The 22,375-nt window shown below is 31.7% G+C and carries 23 protein-coding genes; 19 read left to right on the top strand and 4 right to left on the bottom strand.

Annotation, left to right across the window (positions count from 1 at the left end):
- Window positions 1-327 precede the first annotated feature (327 nt).
- Complete coding sequence (locus BMX53_RS09265; protein WP_074745942.1) at window positions 328-2,250, top strand: LTA synthase family protein; 1,923 nt, start codon at window positions 328-330, stop codon at window positions 2,248-2,250.
- A gap of 64 nt (window positions 2,251-2,314) precedes the next feature.
- On the opposite strand, the gene BMX53_RS09260 is transcribed toward BMX53_RS09265, so the two are convergent.
- The gene (locus BMX53_RS09260; protein ID WP_074745940.1) at window positions 2,315-2,533 is read right to left on the bottom strand and encodes a putative signal transducing protein; all 219 of its coding nucleotides are present in this window, start codon (window positions 2,531-2,533) and stop codon (window positions 2,315-2,317) included.
- Between the two features lie 356 nt (window positions 2,534-2,889).
- Between BMX53_RS09260 and BMX53_RS09255 the strand changes: the two genes are divergently transcribed.
- The 14 genes from BMX53_RS09255 to BMX53_RS09190 all read left to right on the top strand — a co-directional run bounded on the left by BMX53_RS09255 (window position 2,890) and on the right by BMX53_RS09190 (window position 15,483).
- Entirely contained in the window at window positions 2,890-3,081 is a 192-nt protein-coding gene (locus tag BMX53_RS09255; protein WP_038987827.1) for a hypothetical protein, read from the top strand.
- A gap of 219 nt (window positions 3,082-3,300) precedes the next feature.
- Entirely contained in the window at window positions 3,301-4,152 is an 852-nt protein-coding gene (locus tag BMX53_RS09250; RefSeq protein ID WP_074745938.1) for a J domain-containing protein, read from the top strand.
- A gap of 189 nt (window positions 4,153-4,341) precedes the next feature.
- Window positions 4,342-4,917 (top strand): TerD family protein, encoded by a 576-nt coding sequence (locus BMX53_RS09245; protein ID WP_038986812.1) that lies wholly within the window; start codon window positions 4,342-4,344, stop codon window positions 4,915-4,917.
- Between the two features lie 13 nt (window positions 4,918-4,930).
- A complete protein-coding gene (locus BMX53_RS09240) occupies window positions 4,931-5,611 on the top strand; it encodes a TerD family protein (protein ID WP_038986811.1) in 681 nt (226 codons plus the stop codon).
- A 2-nt stretch (window positions 5,612-5,613) separates the two neighbouring features.
- A complete protein-coding gene (locus BMX53_RS09235) occupies window positions 5,614-6,267 on the top strand; it encodes an HAD family hydrolase (RefSeq protein ID WP_074745936.1) in 654 nt (217 codons plus the stop codon).
- Window positions 6,260-7,066, top strand: coding sequence for a phosphoribosyltransferase family protein (locus BMX53_RS09230; RefSeq protein WP_074745935.1), 807 nt, complete (start codon window positions 6,260-6,262; stop codon window positions 7,064-7,066). Before BMX53_RS09235 ends, BMX53_RS09230 begins: the two co-directional genes overlap by 8 nt.
- Window positions 7,056-7,610 carry a TerD family protein gene (locus BMX53_RS09225; RefSeq protein ID WP_038986808.1) on the top strand — a complete coding sequence of 185 codons (555 nt, stop codon included), beginning with the start codon at window positions 7,056-7,058 and terminating at the stop codon, window positions 7,608-7,610. The genes BMX53_RS09230 and BMX53_RS09225 overlap by 11 nt, the downstream gene beginning before the upstream one ends.
- An 11-nt stretch (window positions 7,611-7,621) precedes the next feature.
- Entirely contained in the window at window positions 7,622-8,695 is a 1,074-nt protein-coding gene (locus BMX53_RS09220) for a toxic anion resistance protein (protein ID WP_038986807.1), read from the top strand.
- A gap of 9 nt (window positions 8,696-8,704) precedes the next feature.
- Window positions 8,705-9,670 (top strand): hypothetical protein, encoded by a 966-nt coding sequence (locus BMX53_RS09215; protein ID WP_074745933.1) that lies wholly within the window; start codon window positions 8,705-8,707, stop codon window positions 9,668-9,670.
- A 53-nt stretch (window positions 9,671-9,723) separates the two neighbouring features.
- A complete protein-coding gene (locus tag BMX53_RS09210) occupies window positions 9,724-10,362 on the top strand; it encodes a vWA domain-containing protein (RefSeq protein WP_038986805.1) in 639 nt (212 codons plus the stop codon).
- Between the two features lie 73 nt (window positions 10,363-10,435).
- Window positions 10,436-11,485, top strand: coding sequence for a TerY-C metal binding domain-containing protein (locus BMX53_RS09205; protein ID WP_074745931.1), 1,050 nt, complete (start codon window positions 10,436-10,438; stop codon window positions 11,483-11,485).
- 1 nt (window position 11,486) lies between these two features.
- On the top strand, window positions 11,487-12,869 hold the full coding sequence (locus BMX53_RS09200; RefSeq protein ID WP_074745929.1) for a PP2C family serine/threonine-protein phosphatase: 1,383 nt from the start codon (window positions 11,487-11,489) through the stop codon (window positions 12,867-12,869).
- Window positions 12,870-12,879: 10 nt separating this feature from the next.
- Window positions 12,880-14,385, top strand: a complete 1,506-nt coding sequence (locus BMX53_RS09195) for a helix-hairpin-helix domain-containing protein (protein ID WP_074745927.1) — start codon at window positions 12,880-12,882, stop codon at window positions 14,383-14,385.
- 72 nt (window positions 14,386-14,457) lie between these two features.
- Window positions 14,458-15,483 (top strand): TerC/Alx family metal homeostasis membrane protein, encoded by a 1,026-nt coding sequence (locus tag BMX53_RS09190; protein ID WP_074745925.1) that lies wholly within the window; start codon window positions 14,458-14,460, stop codon window positions 15,481-15,483.
- Window positions 15,484-15,567: 84 nt separating this feature from the next.
- On the opposite strand, the gene clpB is transcribed toward BMX53_RS09190, so the two are convergent.
- Window positions 15,568-18,156 (bottom strand): ATP-dependent chaperone ClpB, encoded by a 2,589-nt coding sequence (clpB, locus tag BMX53_RS09185; protein ID WP_074745923.1) that lies wholly within the window; start codon window positions 18,154-18,156, stop codon window positions 15,568-15,570.
- Window positions 18,157-18,319: 163 nt separating this feature from the next.
- Between clpB and ytxJ the strand changes: the two genes are divergently transcribed.
- Window positions 18,320-18,658 carry a bacillithiol system redox-active protein YtxJ gene (gene ytxJ / locus BMX53_RS09180; protein WP_038986799.1) on the top strand — a complete coding sequence of 113 codons (339 nt, stop codon included), beginning with the start codon at window positions 18,320-18,322 and terminating at the stop codon, window positions 18,656-18,658.
- 2 nt (window positions 18,659-18,660) lie between these two features.
- Complete coding sequence (locus BMX53_RS09175) at window positions 18,661-19,602, top strand: DUF7638 domain-containing protein (RefSeq protein WP_074745921.1); 942 nt, start codon at window positions 18,661-18,663, stop codon at window positions 19,600-19,602.
- Window positions 19,603-19,662: 60 nt separating this feature from the next.
- Here the strand turns inward: BMX53_RS09175 and BMX53_RS09170 are convergent, their stop codons facing one another.
- Entirely contained in the window at window positions 19,663-20,100 is a 438-nt protein-coding gene (locus BMX53_RS09170; protein ID WP_063175868.1) for a hypothetical protein, read from the bottom strand.
- Between the two features lie 172 nt (window positions 20,101-20,272).
- On the opposite strand from BMX53_RS09170, the gene BMX53_RS09165 reads away from it, so the two are divergent.
- Entirely contained in the window at window positions 20,273-20,449 is a 177-nt protein-coding gene (locus tag BMX53_RS09165) for a hypothetical protein (protein WP_240485471.1), read from the top strand.
- Between the two features lie 77 nt (window positions 20,450-20,526).
- Window positions 20,527-21,420, top strand: coding sequence for a hypothetical protein (locus BMX53_RS09160; protein ID WP_063175867.1), 894 nt, complete (start codon window positions 20,527-20,529; stop codon window positions 21,418-21,420).
- An 81-nt stretch (window positions 21,421-21,501) separates the two neighbouring features.
- Here BMX53_RS09160 and BMX53_RS09155 read toward each other — a convergent pair whose 3' ends face one another.
- Window positions 21,502-22,227 carry an SDR family NAD(P)-dependent oxidoreductase gene (locus BMX53_RS09155; protein WP_074745919.1) on the bottom strand — a complete coding sequence of 242 codons (726 nt, stop codon included), beginning with the start codon at window positions 22,225-22,227 and terminating at the stop codon, window positions 21,502-21,504.
- Window positions 22,228-22,375 lie beyond the last annotated feature (148 nt).

Below are 22,375 nucleotides of genomic sequence, written 5' to 3'. Positions count from 1 at the left end.
AAATAATATGTCTTTGGACGTTTGATATTAACAGTATTAGAGCCTATTATTGATAAAAACTTTATTTCAAAAGGATTTATTGTTTTATTGAATTGTTATTTTGTTTTTTAGTTAAGTGTTTTATTATTAGCTGTTTGGGGTTTTTATAGATGCCTAAAAGTAAGATTATATGTCAATTTCAGTAGAATTAATCAAACTTTTGGTATTTGTTTTTTGTGAAAATTGTATTAAAAAAAAACAATAATCTTAAACTTGTCTTAGGTTAAGTTATTAAGGGGGTGTTTTGGTTAAATTAGCCTAGAATTTTTCAATTTAACCTTACAATTTATGACCCACAATACGTTTAGAACGTATGAAATAAAGATTATGCTATATAGATTATTATTAGCTTATGTCTTTTATTTTGTAGTTCGATTATTGTTTTATTTTTATAATGCAGATTTACTTAATATTGATTCAATAGGGCAGTTATTATCTTTAGCATTTTATGCTTTACCTTACGACAGTGCTTCTATATTATACATGAGTATTTTGTTTATCCTGTTGTCTATAATACCAGTATTTATCAACACTAAACCTGGATATCAAAAAGTAGTTTTTTATGCCTATTTTATTCCTAATCTCTTAGCATACGCTACTAACTTTATTGATCTTATCTATTATAAGTATATTTTATCAAGGACTACTATAGCCATATTTGATAGTTTAGAACATGAAGATAATAAAGGACAACTATTTACTAACTTCTTGGTTAATTATTGGCATGTACTAATTCTGTACATAGTATGTGTTACTTTATGGGTACTCTTATATAAAAGGGTTAAGATGAAACCTGTAGTTATAGGTCCGAGAAAGAGCTACTTCATATCTAGTATAGTTATTTTAGGGGTATCTACATTTTGTGTTATAGCAGGAATACGAGGAGGAATTACCAAAAAGACTAGACCTATCAATATAGTAGATGCTAATAGATATACTGATAAACCAGAGCATGGAGATCTAGTTTTAAACACTCCATTTGCTATTTTGCGTACCATTGGTAAGACTAGTTATAAGTTAGTAGATTATATGGATGATAAAGCTGTGAGTCAATATGTAAGTGGTGTAAAGCATTATAATACAAACGAACCTAGTAGACCTAATATAGTATTGTTTATTACAGAAAGCTTTGGTCGAGAGTATATAGGTGCGTACAATAAAGACACAGATATACCTAATTATAAAAGTTATACTCCATTTTTAGATTCTTTAGCCAACCATAGTTTAATATACACGAATGCTTTTGCGAATGGATATAAGTCCCTTCACGGTGTATCTTCTATTATAGCTGGGATACCTTCGTTTAAGGATGCTTTTACATCTTCACCTTATCCAACACAGAAGATAGAATCTTTAGTTTCAGTGTTGAATAGTGAAGGGTATGATACTTCTTTTTTTCATGGAGCAGTTAATGGTTCTATGGGCTTTTTAGGCTTTGGTAATATACTTGGTTATGACAATTACTATGGGATGACTGAATATAATAATGATGATGATTTTGACGGTACATGGGGAATATGGGATGAGCCATTTTTTCAGTTTATGCGAGAGACTTTAAATAAGAAGAAAGGACCTTTTTTTGCCACTATGTTTAGTGTTTCTTCTCATGAGCCTTATATAGTACCGGACAAATATATTGGAAAGTTTCCTTTAGGGAATGTAGAAATACACAAAACAATTGGTTATACAGATTATTCATTCAAGAGATTTTTTGAAGAGAGTAAAAATGAACCTTGGTTTAAGAATACAATATTTATTATAACAGCTGATCATACTAATCAGATTTATTACGATAAGTATAAAGAGCTAGTTAATCGAACCGCAGTCCCTATAATGATATACTCTGCAGATGAACGATTTAAAGGTGAAAACCGAAGCTTAGCACAGCAGATAGATATTTATCCAACGGTGTTAGATATTATAGGATATAATAAACCTTTCAGAAGTTGGGGGAGGAGCTTGTTAAACGATTCTGTTTCTACACCGTTTACTATTAATTTTGGAGGGAATGAGTATACCTATCAAGAAGGTGATTACATTGTAAGATTCAATGGAAAAGAAGTAACAGGTTTTTATGATATCAATGATAAGGGGTTAACGAAAAATCTAATTAGTAAAAAAAATAAAGAAATGACTAGGCTGGAAGTTAAGTGTAAGGCATTCTTACAAGATTACTACGATCGTATCATTAATAAAAAACTAGATAAATAATTATAGTAAATACGCGACTCAGAGGAGTTGTTAGCAATAAAAAAGCACCTATTAAGGTGCTTTTTTATTCTCTTAAATCGTTTTCTTCTAGTAAAGCTTTTGCTCTATCTAGCTTTTCTTCTTCTACTAATACATGTACAGCCTTATCTAATGTTCCATATCCTACTCTGATAGCAGATTCGATATCATCTCTGATAATATAAGGAATATTGTTTTCTTCGAGTAAGTTACGTACAGCTAGTACCATTATTTCACTCCCTGCAAATAGTTTTTTGTGGCTCATAATTGTAGTATTTTCTTCGAATATAGAACTTTTATTAATGCATATCTTCTAAGAATAGGTTAAAATTAGATTTTAGAGCCCATTAAATTTTGTATTGATTATAAAAATTCTTATCTTAATAAAAGATTTAAAATTTTAAGACTTTATCGGTAGATCTAATGAAAACGTAGGATATCATATTGTAAAATAATTATTTTTTATCAATTATTTTTTTTGTTTTTATGATATAGTGTTCTTACAAACTATTAGGTTTAGATGAAGAAGGCAAGGATAAATAGAATTAGAATAAATGAATAAGTATTGAATATTTATTGATTGTTCTTGTAAGTTTTTTTTAAAATAAATGAGATGCGATTATGAGAATAGAGGAAACCAAAGCATTCGGACAATTAACTAGTATAGCTCAAGCAATAGTAAATAAAAGTGCTTCCAGAAGACAGATTTCAGAGGCAGTGGTTATTGTTAAAAATATTGGATTTGAAAAATGGAAAAGTATAACTAATTTGCCCCCTATGTGGCACTCCATAGTAAAAGAACTGACCGCTTAGGTTATATATAAATAAAAAAAGCACCATAAATACTTAGTATTTATGGTGCTTTTTTTATTTAATGCATTTAGAATAAATATTTGAATATTGTAGTTTTTAAATGTTATTATTTTATAAATTTGTTATCAAATTGTGTTAAAAGTTTGTTTCTTGTTTTGATGTCAGATGAAGATTGTTTGTATCTATAAAATAGAGAATGAGCTTAGTTAAATTAAAAAAATGAATCAGAATAGTAATTATTACAAAGTTTTAGGTATTGATCCTACTGTGTCAGATGAAGAATTACATCGTGTGTTTAAAGGATTGTTTGCAAGATATAATCCTTCTAGCAACCCTAATAGTATGTATTTAAAGACTATGTATCAGCAATTAAATGAGGCTTTTGAAGTTTTAGGGGATAGAACTAGGAGGGAGCAGTATAATTTAGAAAGAGGATTTGGAGCACCAATCCGTAGTGAAGTAGTTACTCCTGTAAATAATGCTCCACCAGCTTTGCCTAACAGAGAACATTCTGTTAGCGAGAGTCGCGTCACAACAGTAAAGGAAAGTAATACTGCTTATATTTTTTTATTTGTTTTGATTGGAATTCTCGTTATTGGAGGAGGAGGGGTTGCTTATTTTACTTTAAATGGTGATAAAGGAAAGTCAAATGAGGTAGTAACTGAAGAAGCAGTGAAAACACCTTTAGTTAATAATGATGCTGAATATGAAAAATCAAAAGGTGAAATTATTGTCGCGAAAGAGAAGCAGCAGCAAGTTTTAGTAGATAAAGAAGAAGAAAAACAAGCAACTGAAATAACAGTAAGCAAATCGAATACTGAGCAAATAGTAAAGAACGAAGAGAAAGTGGTAAAAAAAGCTACTGAATCTGTAAAGAGTGAGACTGTAGCAAAACTGAATGATCGCAAAGAGCAAACACCTGCTAAAAGAGCATTTAGATTAGGAGCTAGTAAGAATGATGTATGGGCTGCTAAAGGTGATCCTACAGATATAACTACAAGTGGTGATCTAGAGATATGGCACTATGGAAAAACTCGTATCAAGTTTAGAGATGGAAAGGTAGTTGATTAATGTGTTAGACCGCTTGACAAGTGATAGCAGTTACTATTATAGCTATTTGTAAATAATATTTTAAGTTTTATTTAATTGTTTAAATTATTTAATATAATTTAGTGTTTAGTTATAAAAGTTTTATAATTTATTGGGAGTGTGTAGTATTGTAAGATGAGGAGATAGGTATAATTTAAAAGATGATAATAAATGGCAATTAATTTAGTAAAAGGTCAAAAGATTGATATTGGTTTAAACAATTTAACTATTGGTCTAGGTTGGGATCCAAATGAAGGTACAGGACATGACTTTGACTTAGATGCTTCAGCTATCATGATTGATGCACAGCGAAAACTTGTTACTGAAGAGTACTTTGTGTTCTATAATAATCTTAAATCTCCTGATGGTGCTTTAACTCATACAGGAGATGATCCTAGTGGTAAAAACAGTGATGGTGATGATGATGAGGCAATAATTGTGGATTTAGGAAAAATAGACAATCGTGTAGAGGAAATTCTTTTTGTAGTTACAATAGAAGGTTTTAAAGAGAGACGACAAAACTTTGGACAGGTTAGAAACTCTTATATCCGTGTAGTAGATAATAACACAAGAGAAGAAATTGCAAAGTATGAACTGGATGAGGATTTCTCTATAGAAACGGGTATAGAATTCGGAAGATTATATAAAAGGAATGGAGGATGGAAATTTGAGGCTTCAGGGATTGGTTATCAAGCAGATTTAGGATTCTTCTTAGAGAAGTATTATAGTGGAACAATTATTAAATAAAACATAATTAAAAATGGCTATTAATTTACAGAAAGGTCAAAAGATTGACCTAAGAAAAGAATCAGGAGAATCACTTACTAATTTTTGTATTGGTGTAAACTGGGGAGCAATTGAGACAACTAAATCAGGACTATTTGGTTTTGGTACCAAGAAAGTTGTTGAAGATGTTGATTTAGACTTGAGTTGCGTAATGCTAGATGGATCTGGTAATGTTGTTGACTGGCTATATTCACCAGATTACAATGGATGGTTAGCTCAAAATAATTTGCCTTTAGGTAAATTACAATCTTACGAAGGAGCACTTCGTCATAGTGGAGATGATCGTCAAGGAGATGTTGGAGGAGATGATGGATTAGATAATGAAGTTATTACAGTAGATTTAAATAGAGTAAATACTTCAGTAGAGAAGATATATTTCTTTATTAATATCTATTTAAATCAAGGACAAAGTTTTGACTTTGCTCAAATACCTTTTGCTAAGATTAGAATGTATGAAGGAACACCATCTAGAGTGAACAGTGTGTTCTCTAATTTTGATATAGTTACAGATAGTAACTTTAGAAATAAGCGAGCTATAATCTTAGCTAAGTTATACAAGAAAAACGGAGAATGGAAGTTTGATGCAATAGGTGATCCTACAGAGGATAATATATTCGTTCAAACTATTGATAGAATTTCAAGAGATTATAAATAGTAATGAATTTAGATTCTAGGGTGTATAAACACTATTCTTTCGATCTCTGGTTAACATTATTTCGTTCACATCCTGATTTTAAGACAAGAAGAGCTCAGTTATTTAAAGACTATTTTTCTATAAATGAATCTATAGAAGAGGTTAGCTCAGTATTGAGATACTATGACGTATTGTGTAATAAAATTAATGAGACAACAGGTGGTAATATAGATACTTTAGAAATTTACCTTTTAATTCTTGGTAGATTTAATGTATTACCATCTTTTAAAGAGCTAGAAGAGTTTTATCTAGAATCTGAAAAGATGTTTTTTAATTATCCTCCTGTATTATTAGATCACTTTAATTCAACAGATTTCTTAAGGTTAAGAGATCATGGGTGTACACTTAATATATTAAGCAATACAGGATTTATAAAAGGGAGGACAATTAAAAAATATTTAGAAGAAATCGACTTACTTCAATATTTTGATTTTTTGATTTTTTCTGATGAAGTGAATTTATCTAAGCCTAATCCTGAGATTTATAAATTAGTTCGCAATCAAGTAGATGTATCTATAATGGATAAACAAATTGTTCATATTGGAGATAATAACTTATCGGATTATCAGGGGGCTTTAGATTTTGGTTTTAGTGCATATTTAGTTAAGAATGGTTGATAGATATAGTTTATATAAAATAGATAATGAGGTGACATTTACTTTTAGTCCCTCTGATTATAGCGTGTTTAAATTTGGAAATACTAATGTAGCAGAACAATTTGCTAAAGAACTGTTTCAAGGTTTTATAGAAGAGTATGCAGATAGTATTTTGGGAGAAGATATTTACATCTTTCCAAGTCCATATATGTCTATTCCAACAGCGTCGAACTATTTGTGTTATTATTTCAAAGTTGAGTTAGATAGATTTCTATTCCTTAGAGGTTTTGGATCTTCTAAGTTGGGTAAGATTCATAGAAAACAAACTTATACCATAGATTATGGCAATCTATCTTTTGAAGATAGAAAGAATTTAATAGCGAATGATACTTACTATATAGATAAGGAATTACTTAAGGATAAGCTATGCATCTTTTTAGATGATATTAAGATCACAGGTAGTCATGAATATACAGTTAAGAAAATTCTTAATGAGTATAAAGTAGAAGGAACCTTTTTATTTCTTTATTACGCAGAAGTGGTTAATGCCAATCTTGATCCTAGAATAGAGAATTTCTTTAATTACTATACCATTAATAGTGCTGAATCATTAGTAAATCTTATTAATTCAGATAGTTTTAGATTTAATACACGTGTTATTAAATATATCCTTAATCTAGACTACAATCAGTTTAATTATGTGGTAAATCATATAAGAGAAGATAGAAAGGCAAAGATGTTTGACTTGGCGATCAGTAATGATTATCACTTATTAGAAGAGTATCAAATAAATTTAAAAAAACTTTATTATGGCAATTAACTTACAAAAGGGGCAAAGACAAAATATTAACGCTCCAAAATTTACAATAGGATTAGGATGGGATGTTAATGAAACATCTACAGGAGGTGCTTTTGATTTAGATGCATCGGTATTTTTATTAGGAGAAAATAAAAAATTAGTTAGTGATAGTCACTTTATTTTTTATAACAATCTTAAATCACCTGAGGAAGCAGTTATTCATACTGGAGATAATCTTACTGGAGATGGAGATGGGGATGATGAACAAATTTTAATTGATTTGACTAAAATAGATTCAAAGGTAAAAGAGATTATTGTGGTAGTAACTATTCATGAAGCAGAATCACGAAAACAAAACTTTGGACAAGTTAGGAACTCATTTATACGTATTGTAGATACTAATTCTAAAGAAGAATTATTAAAATATGAGTTAGACGAGGACTTCTCTATCGAAACTGCTGTTGAATTCGGAAGAATATATGAAAGAAATGGAGAATGGAAATTCGAGGCTGTTGGTAGTGGACAACGCGATGGTTTAGGTGCATATGTAGAAAAATATCAGTAAAACTTCTGAATATGGATAAGCAAGAATTAATATTAATAGATAAAGAAGGAAATGTAGCGCTTGATAACCTAGCACAAGTAGATACTAGTGAATATGAAATTGTTGCTAATTCTATTGATGAGAGTAATCCTAATTCAATACTGAACTATGGATCAGAATTGCAATCTAGTTTAGCAAGTCAAAGTGATTCTTTTTTAAGTAATGTGAGACGTTCTAATTCTGGAGAAGTAGGAGAATTAATTAATGGATTGTTAATTGAGCTTAACTACGTAGATGTAGATGAATTACAGCAAAATAAGCTAAAGGGTTTTTTGCGAAAATTACCTTTCATGAAAAAAATAGTTACTGAGGTGGAAAACCTTTTTGCTAAATATGATAAGATTGTAAACAATATTGACTCTATATCTCATAAGGTAAATGCTGGAATTATCAATTCTGCGAAGGACAATGCTGTTTTACAAACTATTTTTGATTCTAATGTTCATTCAGTAAAAGAATTAGAAAAGTATATCATAGCTGGAAGTATGCGTTTAGAGCGTTCTAGAACAGAGTTGATGGAGATGGAAACTAAACCAGATCAATATCAGGATTATGAAATATCTGATAAGAGAGACTTTGTTAATAGGTTAGATCGAAGATTAGCAGATTTAAAAGTAGTTCGTCTTATTATTCTACAGTCATTGCCACAGGTAAGATTAGTTCAAAGTAATAATATTTCTATAGCTGAAAAAGCACAGACTATTCTAACGACTACATTACCTGTATGGAAGAATCAGTTAACTCTAGCTGTAGCAATGCATAGACAACAGCAACATATAGAGATACAAGAAAAGATATCTTCTACTACAGAAGAGATCTTACGTAAGAATGCAGAGCGATTAGGACAAAATAGCCGACAAGTGGCTCAAGCTAACGAACGTACTATTGTATCTGTTGAGACATTGAGAGAGACAACAGCATCATTAATTAATACATTAAATGATGTGAAGAAAATTCAGAATGAGGGAGCCCTTAGCAGAAAACAGTTAGATAGTGATTTGCAAAAGCTTGAAACAGAATTGAGAAATAATTTAAAGAATTCATAGTATAAGTAATTGACTCAAAATGATTTAATATTAAGAGATAGTCAGAGAAGAATCGTAAGATTAAAGCTTCTTAGCAATTTCTATAAACAAGCTGATCTGATTAGTGTCTTTATAAAAACAGAGTTAATACATACAATCTTTAAAGAAAGTGATGATGAAACTTTAGATTATAATAAGCTAGAACTCTTTCATATTCAATTTACAGATAGTTTATTAGAATTACTTACTAAAATTAAAAGGCGTAAAGAGTCTCAGATAGTTCTAAACCTAAAAGAGATAGAGGTTAATAATAAGTTTATTAATAGATATGCTCAGATTAGTAGAACAGAAAATGATTTTGAGATTGAACGAAAGTTTTATAGTTCTAAAGTAGGAGACTATTTAGCAGATGTCTATGATAGATTAATTGGAGAGGATTCAGAAAATATAATAACAGATCTTTCTTCTTTTTCAAGTATGTATGCTGCTGATTATTACCGTGATTGGGAGGATAGTGCAAGCTTTGAAAGAGAAGAGGATCTTCGTTATTATGAGTATAGAAATGTTAAGGTTGAAAGTAGATTGATGGGAAGGCTAAACATAAGTGGATTTAAAGTTCGATTTGTGTGTGGGTATATTTGTAATACAACGTATTATGAACTGTTTAGAATTTTTCAGAGTGATGATGAATTTGTATTCAATGTTTATAATAATACATTTTATTTTCTAAATGAGGATAAAGGTGGTGTGTTGGATAAATCCCATAATGTTTATAAAAATGACATAGTTCAAGATTTAACAATAAAAAACGAGAGACTTGTTCTAGAAAATAAAAGAGTTAGAGAGGTTCTTTCAGTTGAAGTACTAGATGTGCTAAGTAAATATCGAGAGATATTAGATAATATGAATTTTTTAAGTAACTCTTTTTCAATAGATGAAGAGACGAAAGTCCTAAAAGCTATGCTACAACTGAATTTAGACGGACGTGGTTTTTAAGATGCTATTACTTAGTTCAGTTAGACAAAAATGTATTTATACTATAATAAATTATGAATAGAAGATTACTAACGTATTTTTTACTAGATACATCTGGTTCTATGTATGGAGAACCTATACAGGCATTAAATAATGCATTTAATGGACTTATTAATATGTTACGTATGGATCCTCAAGCTATGGAGTCATTGTGTTTAAGTGTTGTAACTTTTAATAGAGAGGTTGAAAATATTGTTCCATTAATAGAACTTAGTAAGTATCAACCAATCGAAATTATGTGCCCTCAAAGTGGACCTACACATACAGGAGAGGGGCTAGAAATGGTTTATAATTTAGTTGAAAAAGAATTGATAAAAGGAACAACAACTCAAAAAGGAGATTGGAAACCGTTATTATTTATTTTTACTGATGGAAAACCTTCGGATTTATTAAAGTATAGAGAGTTTGTGCCTAAGATTAAAGACTTAGATTTTAGTGTGATAGTGGGGTGCGCTGCTGGACCAAAAGCAGAGGTTTCATTTTTGAAAGAATTGACACCTAATGTTGTTAAACTTGATACGACAGATGCTAGCACGCTTACTTCTTTCTTTAAATGGGTTAGTTCCTCTATTGAAATGGGGAATAAATCACAAGGTACAGGAGAGTCTTTAACATTACCAGCTCCACCTTCAGAGTTAAACTTTAATTTTTAATTATTGTAGATAATACTTCCTAATTAGCGTTATGCTCTAGTTAGGAAGTATTATGTATTTAAATCATATAATAATGAGAAGACTACCTATATATTTTTTGATTGATGTATCTGAATCAATGGTTGGAGACCCTATTGAACAAGTGCAAGAGGGAATAGCAACGATTATCAAAGAACTTAAGACAGATCCATATGCGTTGGAAACGGTTTCTATTTGTATTATTGGATTTGCAGGTAAAAGCAGTATAATTACGTCACTACAAGAGGTTATTACATTCTATCCGCCAAAAATACCTATTGGGAGCGGAACATCTTTAGCTAATGGATTGGAGGAGTTGATGAAGTCTTTTGATAATGATTTGATTACAACAACGTATGAACGCAAAGGAGATTGGAAACCAGTAGTGTTTTTATTTACTGATGGTGTACCTACTGATAGTGTGGATGTAACAGAAAGGGTTATTGCTAAGTGGAATGATAGTTATAGAAAGAAAGCTAGTTTAGTAGCCATATCTATTGGAGATAATACTAACTATAATTTATTAGGTAAGTTAACTGAGCATGTTCTTCAATTTAATAATACAAATTCAGAATCTTATAGTACATTTTTTAATTGGGTCACTGCATCTATAAAAGCTACAAGTGTGAATGTTAATTCTAATGTGGACTCAATAGATTTAGGTAAAATAAACTCCAATGTAGTAGAAAAAATTGATTTAACTAAGAGTCATTCTATTGCTGATGATCAATTTGTTGTTTTAAATGGGAAATGTTCTAAGACAGAGAAGATGTATTTAATTAAGTTTAAGAGAGAATTTACAGACTCTGGCTTTTGGGGATTACAATCGAAGAATTATGTTGCGGAAGGAGCATTCAGAATAGATGAAAGTTCTTATAAGGAGTTTTCTACAGATAGAGACTATTCATTAAAAGTATCATCACAAGAACTTCGTGGTAATCCAAGTTGTCCTTGTTGTGGAAATAATTACTCTGTAGCAACTTGTGTTTGTGGTGGTGTCCATTGTTTGTCTGGTGACGGTTATAATGTATGTCCTTGGTGCGGAAATGAAGGACATTACGGACTTTCGGATTCAGATTTTGATATAAATAGAACTTTAGGTTAATATGAGTGATTTTCTGAGATATGTTTTAAGTAAACATACTCATATAGATGAGAAACTGCATGAGAAACTTGTTGTAAAAGCACTAGAGAATCAAGAAGTAAATAAAGCATTGGAATGGATACATTTGTTCCAAGATAAAATGATTAGGTATTTTATGATGTATCAAGAAATAGAGGAGTTTAAGGAAGAACATTTAGTCTTACCTAATGGAGAGGTAGATAGATACTATGAATACAACTTTGAACTAATAAATTACCCCAATTTAATAATTACTAGAATTATAGGTTTAGAAGAAGTGAATTTAAATTTTGACTTAAATAGTAATACTATTTCAGGTATACCAAGTATGATGACTTCTTCTAAATTAGACATTTACTTTAACCATAAGAAAGATTCAGAATCAAAGGAAGAAAAAAAATCTATTTATTTTATGATTAATGCTAGCCCTCGTAGTTTGTGGAAAGATTTACCTAGTGATAGAGAAGGATTATATGCTAAGGAAGATAGAATAATTGATAGAGGAACTTTTTTAGATAAGAAGATTATTTCGGCATCTGTTAGGGGACGATCTCATGCACATGTTGGGAGTTATCGAGATGATTCTTATAGTTTTATTGAGTTGAGTAATGGCTGGTCATTGGCAGCGGTAGCAGATGGTGCTGGTTCGGCACAATACTCTCGTCAGGGAGCACATTTAGCTACTACTTTTATTAGGGATTATTTCCGAAATGAAGAAGTATTATCTAGGCTTAATCTATTAATAGATAAGTATTTTGAAGAGAATAGTAACAGAGTAATAGAAGAGGAGTTGAATATACCAGATGATATATCAAGTATTTTATCAACAAGTATTCTAGATTTATTTTCTTATCTACAATCATTCTCTGAAGAAAATAATCTTTTATTAGAAGATATACATACAACATTAGCACTAACACTATGTAAGAAGTATGATTGTGGTTATCTCGTGTTAACATACAGTGTTGGCGATTGTCCAATTGTTGTATACTCTGAAGATAGAAATACAGTAAATGTGTTAAATACTCTGGACGTTGGAGAGTTTAGTGGAGGTACTAGGTTTGTGACAATGAAAGAGATTTATCAAGATTCATTATCTCCTCGTTTAAGGATGTATTTTATTCCTAGTTTTACCTACTTATTTATAATGAGCGATGGAATTTACGATCCAAAATTTGGAACAGAAAGCAATCTGATGAGTATAGAACATTGGAATAGTTTTATTCTCGATTTAAAAGGTGATAATGAAGATGGAATAGGTATTGATTTTTTAGTGGACACAACTGCTGAAGAAAATTTATTACAGTGGATGAATTTTTGGAGTAAAGGAAATCATGATGATAGAACTTTGCTAATCATTTATTAATAGAAGAAAGATGAGTATAGTAAGAGTTTATTCGATTGTAGATTCTACAAAAATGTACGAATATGTAGATGATGGAAGACCAAAGCAGGGAGGTGTTAAGGATGTTTACTTTTCACCTAAAAGGGAGTATGTTGTTGCATTTTTTAGAGAAAAACAAGATACTAACCAGAAAGAAAGGATTAAGAAGATAGTAACGCTGTACCATGAAAATATTAAAAAAGGTAATGCTTCAGAGTATTATCTAAATGATATCTTTAGATGGCCTTATGATGCTGTAGAGAAGAATGGGTTAATAGGGGTGATTGTACCTATATATAAATCAGATTTCTTTTTTACTAAAGGATATCAGATGCATACTACATTAGTTGGAGGTGAGAAAGTAGGTAAGTGGTTTACTTCTCCTTCTTTTAGAAATAAGCAGTTTCCTTTTAATCTAGACAAGAGCGAATTAGGAGATTGGTCTAGTTATTTGTTTATATCGTTGAATATTGTTAGAGGTATAAAGAAGATGCATCAAATGGGGTTAGCTCATTCTGATTTGTCCTATAATAATATTCTAGTAGATCCAATTACAAAATCAGCTAATATTATTGACCTAGATGGATTAGTGGTACCAGGTATGTTTCCTCCTGAAGTCATTGGAACAGCAGACTTTATTGCACCAGAAGTATTAAAAACAAAACATTTATTACTTACAGACCCTAATAGAGTTTTACCTAATCAGAAGACTGATTTACATGCTCTAGCAGTATTATTATATATGTACTTGTTAAGGAGGCATCCTTTGCGAGGAGGGAAAATTTGGGATATCGACTCTGATCGCGATGAGATTATGGCCATGGGAGAAAGAGCTTTGTTTATAGAGCATCCTGATAATGATAAGAATAGAGTAAATATAAACCAATTAAGTAAATGGGATAATTTTTGGGGAGATCCAGCAAAGGTACCTTATACGATATTAGGTCCATATCTTATAGATTTAATGAATCGAGCTTTAATAGATGGACTTCATAATCCGCTCTTAAGGCCTATGGCAAATGAATGGGAAGCCGCATTATTAAAAACTATTGATATTTTACTAGAGTGTGTAAATCCACATTGTTCTGAGAAATGGTTTGTATTTGATAATACATCTAAACCAACTTGTCCTTTCTGTGGGGAGAAAATACAACACAGTGTACCTATAATTGATATTTATAGTAAGAATAGAGAGGGGGTATGGAAGTTAGAAAATCATCGTATTCTAGCAAGTGATAAAAAAGCATTGCATAAATGGCATATTTCAAAAAATGTAATTAATAATGAAAATTTGACAGAAGAAGATAAGGAGGAAGTGGCAGTTATTAATTATGATGGAATACAATGGATATTGACTAATAAATCTGTATTAGGAATGAAAGATATGTCTGATCAAGTCGATGTGTTAATTGGGGGTAAGGTTGTTCTCCAGCATGATAAGAAAATTCTTATGTCAGCAGAAGAAGGAGGAAAATTATTATATGTGACGATGGTTTAAAAATAGGTATAAAAAGCAAAATAGTTTAAAAAAGTAGTATGTGTGATATCACAGAATAATTAATTAAAAGTTATGGAAAGAAGTATTTTAGATACACATCCTGGTTTAGTATGGGGATTTGGTATTGTTGTAATCATTATGTTGTTACTAGATCTAGGTGTTTTTAATAAGAAAGCACATGAAGTATCTTCAAAAGAAGCAACTATTTGGACTATTGTCTGGATATCATTAGCAATGGCTTTCTCAGGAGTAGTGTATTGGGTATTTAATCACGATGAAGGAGGACATGCTTTAGCAGTTGAAAAAATAACACAGTTTCAAGCAGCTTATTGGATAGAGAAGGCATTATCAGTAGATAATTTGTTTGTTTTTATTCTTGTTTTCGGATTCTTTAAGGTTCCCAAGTATTTACATCATACAGTTCTTTTCTGGGGAATTATAGGAGCACTTATCTTTAGAGCTATCTTCATTTTTGCAGGTGTAGGAATTATTAATGTTACTTACCTTCCAGAGATGACTATATTCGGATCAGTTGTAAAGATTAATGTTGTAATGACATTGTTTGGTTTATTCCTTGTGTATGCTGGTATTAAATCATGGGGTGGAGACGATGACGATGATGATAAAGATTTTAGTGAGTCTGCTGGAGCGCGATTAGTAAAAAGATTTTGGAAAGTATCTGATAACTATGATGGTAATAAGTTCTTTACCATTCAGAATGGTATAAAAATGGCTACACCCTTATTAGTAGTGGTGGCTGTTATTGAGTTTACAGATGTATTATTTGCAGTGGATTCTATTCCTGCGATTTTCGCTATTTCTAATGATCCTTTTATTCTCTATACATCAAATATATTTGCTATTCTAGGGTTGCGTTCATTGTATTTCCTTTTAGCGAATTTTATACATATGTTTAGCAAACTGCCTTATGGATTAGCAGTTGTTTTAAGTTTTATAGGTGTTAAGATGTTGATATCACCATGGATCCATATCCCTTCACCTGTTTCTTTAGGCATAGTAGGTTCTATTTTAGTTATCTCTGTGGTAATTTCAGTTATGTTTCCTGATAAGAAAGAGGATGATATAGAAAAAGCTTAGTTTTTTAAATATAAAAACCGCCTTAAGTCATGATAACTTAAGGCGGTTTTACTTTATAACTATTCACTAACTAATCCGATAATATTATTGTTGGTTTCTGAAAACCAATTCGTTGTTAAACGAATCTAATAAGATCATACTATCTGCTTTAACATTACCAGATAAGATTTCTTTAGACAATCTATTTAGTACTTCTTTTTGTACCACACGTTTTACTGGACGTGCACCAAATTCAGGATCAAACCCTTTAGCAGCTAAGAATTCTTTAGCTTCCGCAGTAGCTTCCATATGAATGTTTTGTTGTGCTAACATTTTAAATACACTGTGTAATTGAATATCTACAATTTGTAAAATGTTGTCTTTGCTCAACGGTGTAAACATCACTACTTCGTCTATACGGTTTAAGAACTCTGGACGTACTTGTTGTTTCAATTCATTTAGTACTTCTACTTTAGCGTCTTCAGATGCTTGCTCCATATTTGTTGCATTCTCAAACTTCTCTTGGATAATGTGACTACCCATATTTGAAGTCATGATAATGATGGTGTTTTTGAAGTCAGCCAAACGACCTTTGTTGTCTGTTAAACGTCCTTCATCTAATACTTGTAACAAGATGTTGAACGTATCAGGGTGAGCTTTTTCAATCTCATCTAACAATACAACAGAATACGGTTTTCTACGCACAGCTTCTGTCAATTGTCCACCTTCATCATATCCTACGTATCCTGGAGGCGCTCCAACTAATCTACTTACACTGTGTCTTTCGCCATACTCACTCATATCAATACGAGTCATTGCATTTTCATCGTCAAATAGATATTCGGCTAACGCTTTTGCCAACTCTGTTTTACCAACTCCTGTAGTACCTAAGAATAGGAACGAACCAATCGGTTTTTTAGGGTCTTGTAATCCAGCACGGCTTCTACGTACAGCATCACTGATTGCCTCAATAGCTTCTTCTTGTCCTACTACGCGTTTGTGTAATTCACCTTCTAAGTGAAGTAGTTTCTCTCTTTCGCTTTGTAACATTTTAGTTACAGGTACTCCTGTCCATTTAGCTACTACTTCAGCGATATCATCACTTGTAACCTCTTCTTTAATTAACGATTGACCGCTTTGGTTTTCGTCTAATTGTTTTTGAGCTTTCTCAAGTTCTTCTTGAGCTACTTTTATCTTACCATATCTAAGTTCAGCTACTTTACCATAGTCACCATCGCGTTCTGCTTTTTCAGCTTCTAATTTATAAGTCTCTATTTCTTGTTTAATAGCCTGTACTTTATCAACAACTTCTTTTTCCGATTGCCATTTAGTATAGATATCGTTTCTTTCTTCTTTTAAGTTTGCAACTTCTAATCCAAGAGATTTAAGTTTAGTCTCATCATTCTCACGCTTGATAGCCTCAATCTCAATTTCTAACTGCATGATCTTACGATCAAGTACGTCTAATTCTTCTGGTTTAGAGTTGATCTCCATTCTCAATTTAGCAGCCGCCTCATCCATTAAGTCAATCGCCTTGTCTGGTAAGAAACGGTTGGTGATATAACGCTCAGATAGATTAACTGCAGCAATAATAGCCTCGTCTTTTATACGTACTTTGTGGTGAGCTTCATATTTCTCTTTAATACCACGAAGGATAGAGATAGCGCTCTCTGTATCTGGTTCATCTACGATTACTTTTTGGAAACGACGCTCTAAAGCTTTGTCTTTCTCAAAGTATTTTTGGTATTCATCTAGAGTTGTTGCCCCGATAGAACGCAGTTCTCCACGTGCTAATGCTGGTTTTAAGATATTTGCAGCATCCATAGCTCCGTCACCACCTCCAGCACCTACTAAAGTGTGAATCTCATCGATAAATAAGATGATATTTCCTTCAGCAGAAGTTACTTCTTTTACTACAGATTTTAAACGCTCTTCAAACTCTCCTTTGTATTTTGCACCTGCAATTAAAGCTCCCATATCTAAAGAGAAGATTTGTTTGTCTTTTAGATTATCAGGTACGTCTTGTTGTACAATACGGTGTGCTAATCCTTCTGCAATAGCTGTTTTACCAACCCCTGGCTCACCAATAAGCATTGGGTTGTTCTTCGTACGACGACTCAAGATTTGTAATACACGTCTGATTTCTTCGTCACGACCAATTACAGGGTCAAGTTTTCCTTCGTTAGCTAATTGCGTCAAGTTATTAGCATATTTGTTTAGTGAGTTATATGTATCTTCGGCAGAAGCAGAAGTTACTCTTGCTCCATTTCTAATTTCGTTTATAGCTGCCTCAAGTTGTTTTTCTGTTACACCTTGATCTTTTAATATCTGAGCTACTTTACTTTTTGATTTAAAAATAGCTAAGATTAAATGCTCAATAGAAACATATTCATCCTTCATCTTTGTAGCAATGGCTTGTGCCTCTGTAATAGCTGTACCAGCTTCTCTTGACAATCCCATCTGACCTCCGTCAACTTTTGGGAAGTTAGAGATAGTAGCATCCAATACAGATTTAAAAGTCTCTACATTGATGTTTAGTTTCTTCAAGATAAATGGAGTAACGTTTTCGTCAACTTCCATAATAGCTTTAAAGATGTGTTCGTTTTCTATTTGTTGTTGTCCAAGCCCTTGCACGATTACTTGTGCTTGTTGTAGAGCTTCTTGTGATTTTATTGTAAAATTATTTAAGTTCATATACTAAATCGTTTATTTGTTTGATTAATTCCTAAAAGACAAAAGGTGTTCCAATGTTTAAATTAAGACTTTTTGGCAATATTTGAATTATTCACAGTAGTAAAAGATGTCAAAAAGTCATAAATTCGCATTTATATAAAGAACCACACTAACATTTTGTCGTATGAAATGGATTAATATAACAGAAGGCGATCAAGTAAAAGAGCTTATCGCACAGTCAAATGAGAAAGCAGTTATTATTTTTAAACATAGTCCACGTTGCCATATTAGCAAGTTTGCACTGAGAAACTTTGAAGCTAGCTTTACTAATCCTACAGATGTAGCGTGTTATTTAGTAGATGTGGTAAATAATAGATTAGAATCTATGGAGGTTAAAGAGGCTTTACAAGTACAGCATGAATCTCCTCAGTTGTTGATTGTATCTGGAGGTAAAGCTGTTTATAATACTTCTCATGAGAGTATAGACGGTGCAGATACTGATAAACTATTATTAAGATTGTAAACATGAGAAGAACACTAGTCTATAAGACAGTTACATTAAATGGAATTAAAACACCTGGAATTATTCACAATGGAGGATATCATTTTACTTGTTTTGATGTATATGAGAATGGAAGAGTAAATGATTGGAACTTTGAAGATTTTGAGCATTTTATAAAAGATGTTCAGAGTGGATGGGTTGTGACTAGTATTCCTGATGGAGAAGAGATTTCTTGTTTTCATCTAGGAGCTTGGAAGATTTCGGATAGTAAATGGTACTTTACTCCAGAGACTTATATTGACTATATCAAGAGTTTAGTACTAGAGTTAAATCCGACTTGGGCTAATATACATACATATCAGGAGAAAAAAGTAAATGGTATAATAGTAGGGGAGTCTGGTACTGGGACAGTGTATAAAGTAGATACTGAAAATGTGGATAAATTCTTTCCTAAGAAAGTAGTAGGGGAAGATCGTAGTTTATTCTATATACTAGACGGATGCTATTACCTAGTTCGCCTGTTGTTGTTTAAAGATAAGTCAATCTTGATTCACGGTTGTGGAGAAGAAAAACTGTTAGACTTAAATAGCTTGGAAGAGCTTATTAAGAATGGAATTGTATGTAGTACACCTCCTTTAGGAGCTAAAGTGATTATCGAAAACCTTGGTGAATTTACTATTGCTGAAGAAGGGTATAGTAATGATATTGAAGAGATCTTTGCGGAATTAGAAGATGATTATCGCAAGCTCAATGGGGAGAAGACTTTAAATGAACTGTGTTTAGAAGTTTTTGAAGCTTATAAAGCTAATCCTTCAGACGAATTAAAAGAAGTCTTAAAAGAAGCTTATGAACGAGTACCAGAGCACTTGCGTATGTACTTAGGTGATATGGATACTAAAGACGGTGAGATTATCGATATTATTTATGGCCCAGAATATTGGAATCAGTGGAATGAAGATAAGTAATATATAAATAAGAAAAGAGGCTTGAGGCCTCTTTTTTCATAAATAGTGGGGGGTGTACAATTATATTGAAAGCGTATTATAATCGTTTTCTTGTAATTGGAACATATATTTATGAGCATTAGGTGTTCCGATAAAGTACAAAGGCAGGTCATTCAATGTTACACCGTAAACTTTTAAAGCGAATTCGCATACTACTAATTTAATACCAGCTTTGTTAGCAGCATCAAGTTCAGAGCGAAGTTCTTTGTTGTTTAATTCTTGAACCATTTGTCCCATGATAACAATTTGGAAATCAGCTTTAGGATTAGTCTTTTTGATTTCACTTCCTGTCATAATAGACGAACGAAGGTTTTTTATAGATTGTACTAGAATAGCATATTTATCACCCTTTGTTTCTTGTTCATAAACTATATTAGATAATTCATTATTCACTGTATGAGCTACAGCCTGAACACTTACAATAGAACATAACGCGATTGCTAAAACTAATTTTCTCATTATTTACTTTATTATGGTTTATATTGAGGCTAAAGTAGCCTTATAAAGGAGATAGGGGAGTAACAATTGTTACACAACATTGAAATAGTTGTGTAAAGTTAGATTTGTAACAAGAGTTACATTTGAAGAGAGAAGAATACTTTAGTTTTGAGGAATTAAATAAATTAAGATTATGATTACCTATTTTAAACAATGGACTGTAATGAGATGGATCCGACTAGCATTAGGAGTACTATTAGTATTTCAGGCCATAGATGCTTCACTATGGGTTTTAGGGATTCCTGCTTTGTACTTGTTTTTACAAGCTTTCTTTAATTTTGGATGTAAAAATGATAGCTGTAAGTTATAAGTTTTTTAGTGGAAATCAGCTATATTATATTAAGTAGGAATATCCTATTTTAGCACCGTTTTAAAAACTCGCATAATATGAAAAAGAGACTGATGTCTATATTCGCTTTTACAGTATTAGTAACTTTAACTACTTCTTGTAAAGATAAAGAAATAGAAGCTCCTTCTACTGATATAACTCCTAAAGAAGTAGCGACGGCTACAGAAGAGACAGAAGAGGATCCGTCTGCTATAGCTGAAGATGCAGCAGCAGTAGAAGGTGAAGAAGATTATGATGACCCTACTGTGTTTCCTACGTCATTTAAGTTTAAATATGATTTGATTATGACTGGAGAATATCACGATGGAGAAATAGTATCTGGTGTAGAAAACAAATCGTGGGTAGGTTTGGTAAAAGAGAGTGATGATACTTATAGCGTATATAAGCTAAATCCAACAACAAAGAAAGTTTATGATGTTGTCTTAGATGAAGCAGGAGAGATGACAGGTACTAAAGTATCTGTAAAGAGTGTAGGAGAGGTAGTGTTTATGACTAATGAGGGGATTCTAACAAAAGGAACTGATCTAGCTAGCGTTGATTTGCCTAAAACAATTTATCCAGGAGAAAGTAAAGAGTTTTCGTATAAAGGAAAGGTATATACATTGTATGCTGAAGGGGAGAAGGGAGAGCCTTATAATTATGAAAATAATGAAGGAGAGCAGATTAGAGCTTATACAATTAAGAAGTATAGTTTATTTATGAAGATTAAGGGACAAAGTACAGCTATCAAGTTGTTAGACTTAAGTAGTTTAGAAGAGGCAACACCGACTATAGAGTTTGCAGGTGATTTAAATGGAGATGGAGTGATTGATTTCCTAATTAACACAACCTATAATTATAATATGAGTCGCCCTACATTGTATATATCAGAGAATAAGTCTGGTACAATTAATATAAAAGCTGTTGCGGCTCTAACAAGCTTAGGTTGTTAGTTTACTTTTTAAGATATATAAGAAAGCCCCCTGAAAGAATTCTTTCAGGGGGCTTTTCTATTTAGACTATTAATTAGCGTTTTACATATTACTATCTTTCATAGCAGGCATATTGATTTCTTTTACGCAGCTAGCTTTTGAAGTAGAGGTGATAAATCGAATAGCTTGTAATACATCTTGTAGAGGGATAAGTTCTCCATTAGATTGTTCTATGATTGTTTCTATAGGTTCATCGCATCCATATTCCGTTGCTAAGTAACCTAAGTTTAGAATAGATACTCCAATGCTATCTTCTCTTAGATTCTCTCTTAAAGAATGAATGATACCTCTTAAAGCAAATTTTGTCGCTGAGAATGTCACTTCTTTACCATTGTGATTATCTAATCCCCAGGTCGATCCAATTAGAATGATTTTAGCATTATCTGATAACTTTAAGTTTTCAATAAATACTTGTATATTTAGAATACAAGAAGATATATTAGTATTAATCATATTTAATATTTCTTCCTGTGTATTGTCATTAAAATTATAATCTTCTGAGAAAGCGTTATGTTCCCATATTCCAACATTGTAGATTAGATAATCTATTTTTTGATTACCTATCTGTTGTTTTAATTCTGTTGTAGCTTTTACAGGATTTGATAAATCTGCTGATACCCAGTGCTTATTAGGTAGAATATTATCTAGGTAATCGGGCTTACTACGAGATACACCATATACTGTATCTTGTTTACTAGGAAGGTGCTCTGTAATTGCTTTACCCAAGCCTTTACTTACACCAAATATTAAGTAAGATTTAGAATTCATTGTTTGTTGTGATTTACAGTAATATAGTATGATGATTTGTCAGTCATTTACAATATTATTTTATGATAAGCAATTTACAAAAAGTTGATCAAATATTAGTTTCCAAGAGGTTGTTTTAAGAGAGTTGACAGATTATAACAGTTTATTA

The sequence above is a fragment of the Myroides marinus genome (assembly GCF_900109075.1).
GTDB lineage: Bacteria > Bacteroidota > Bacteroidia > Flavobacteriales > Flavobacteriaceae > Flavobacterium > Flavobacterium marinum_A.
Note: the sequence above shows the minus strand (reverse complement) of the source record. Positions and strands in the feature narration are given on the sequence as shown.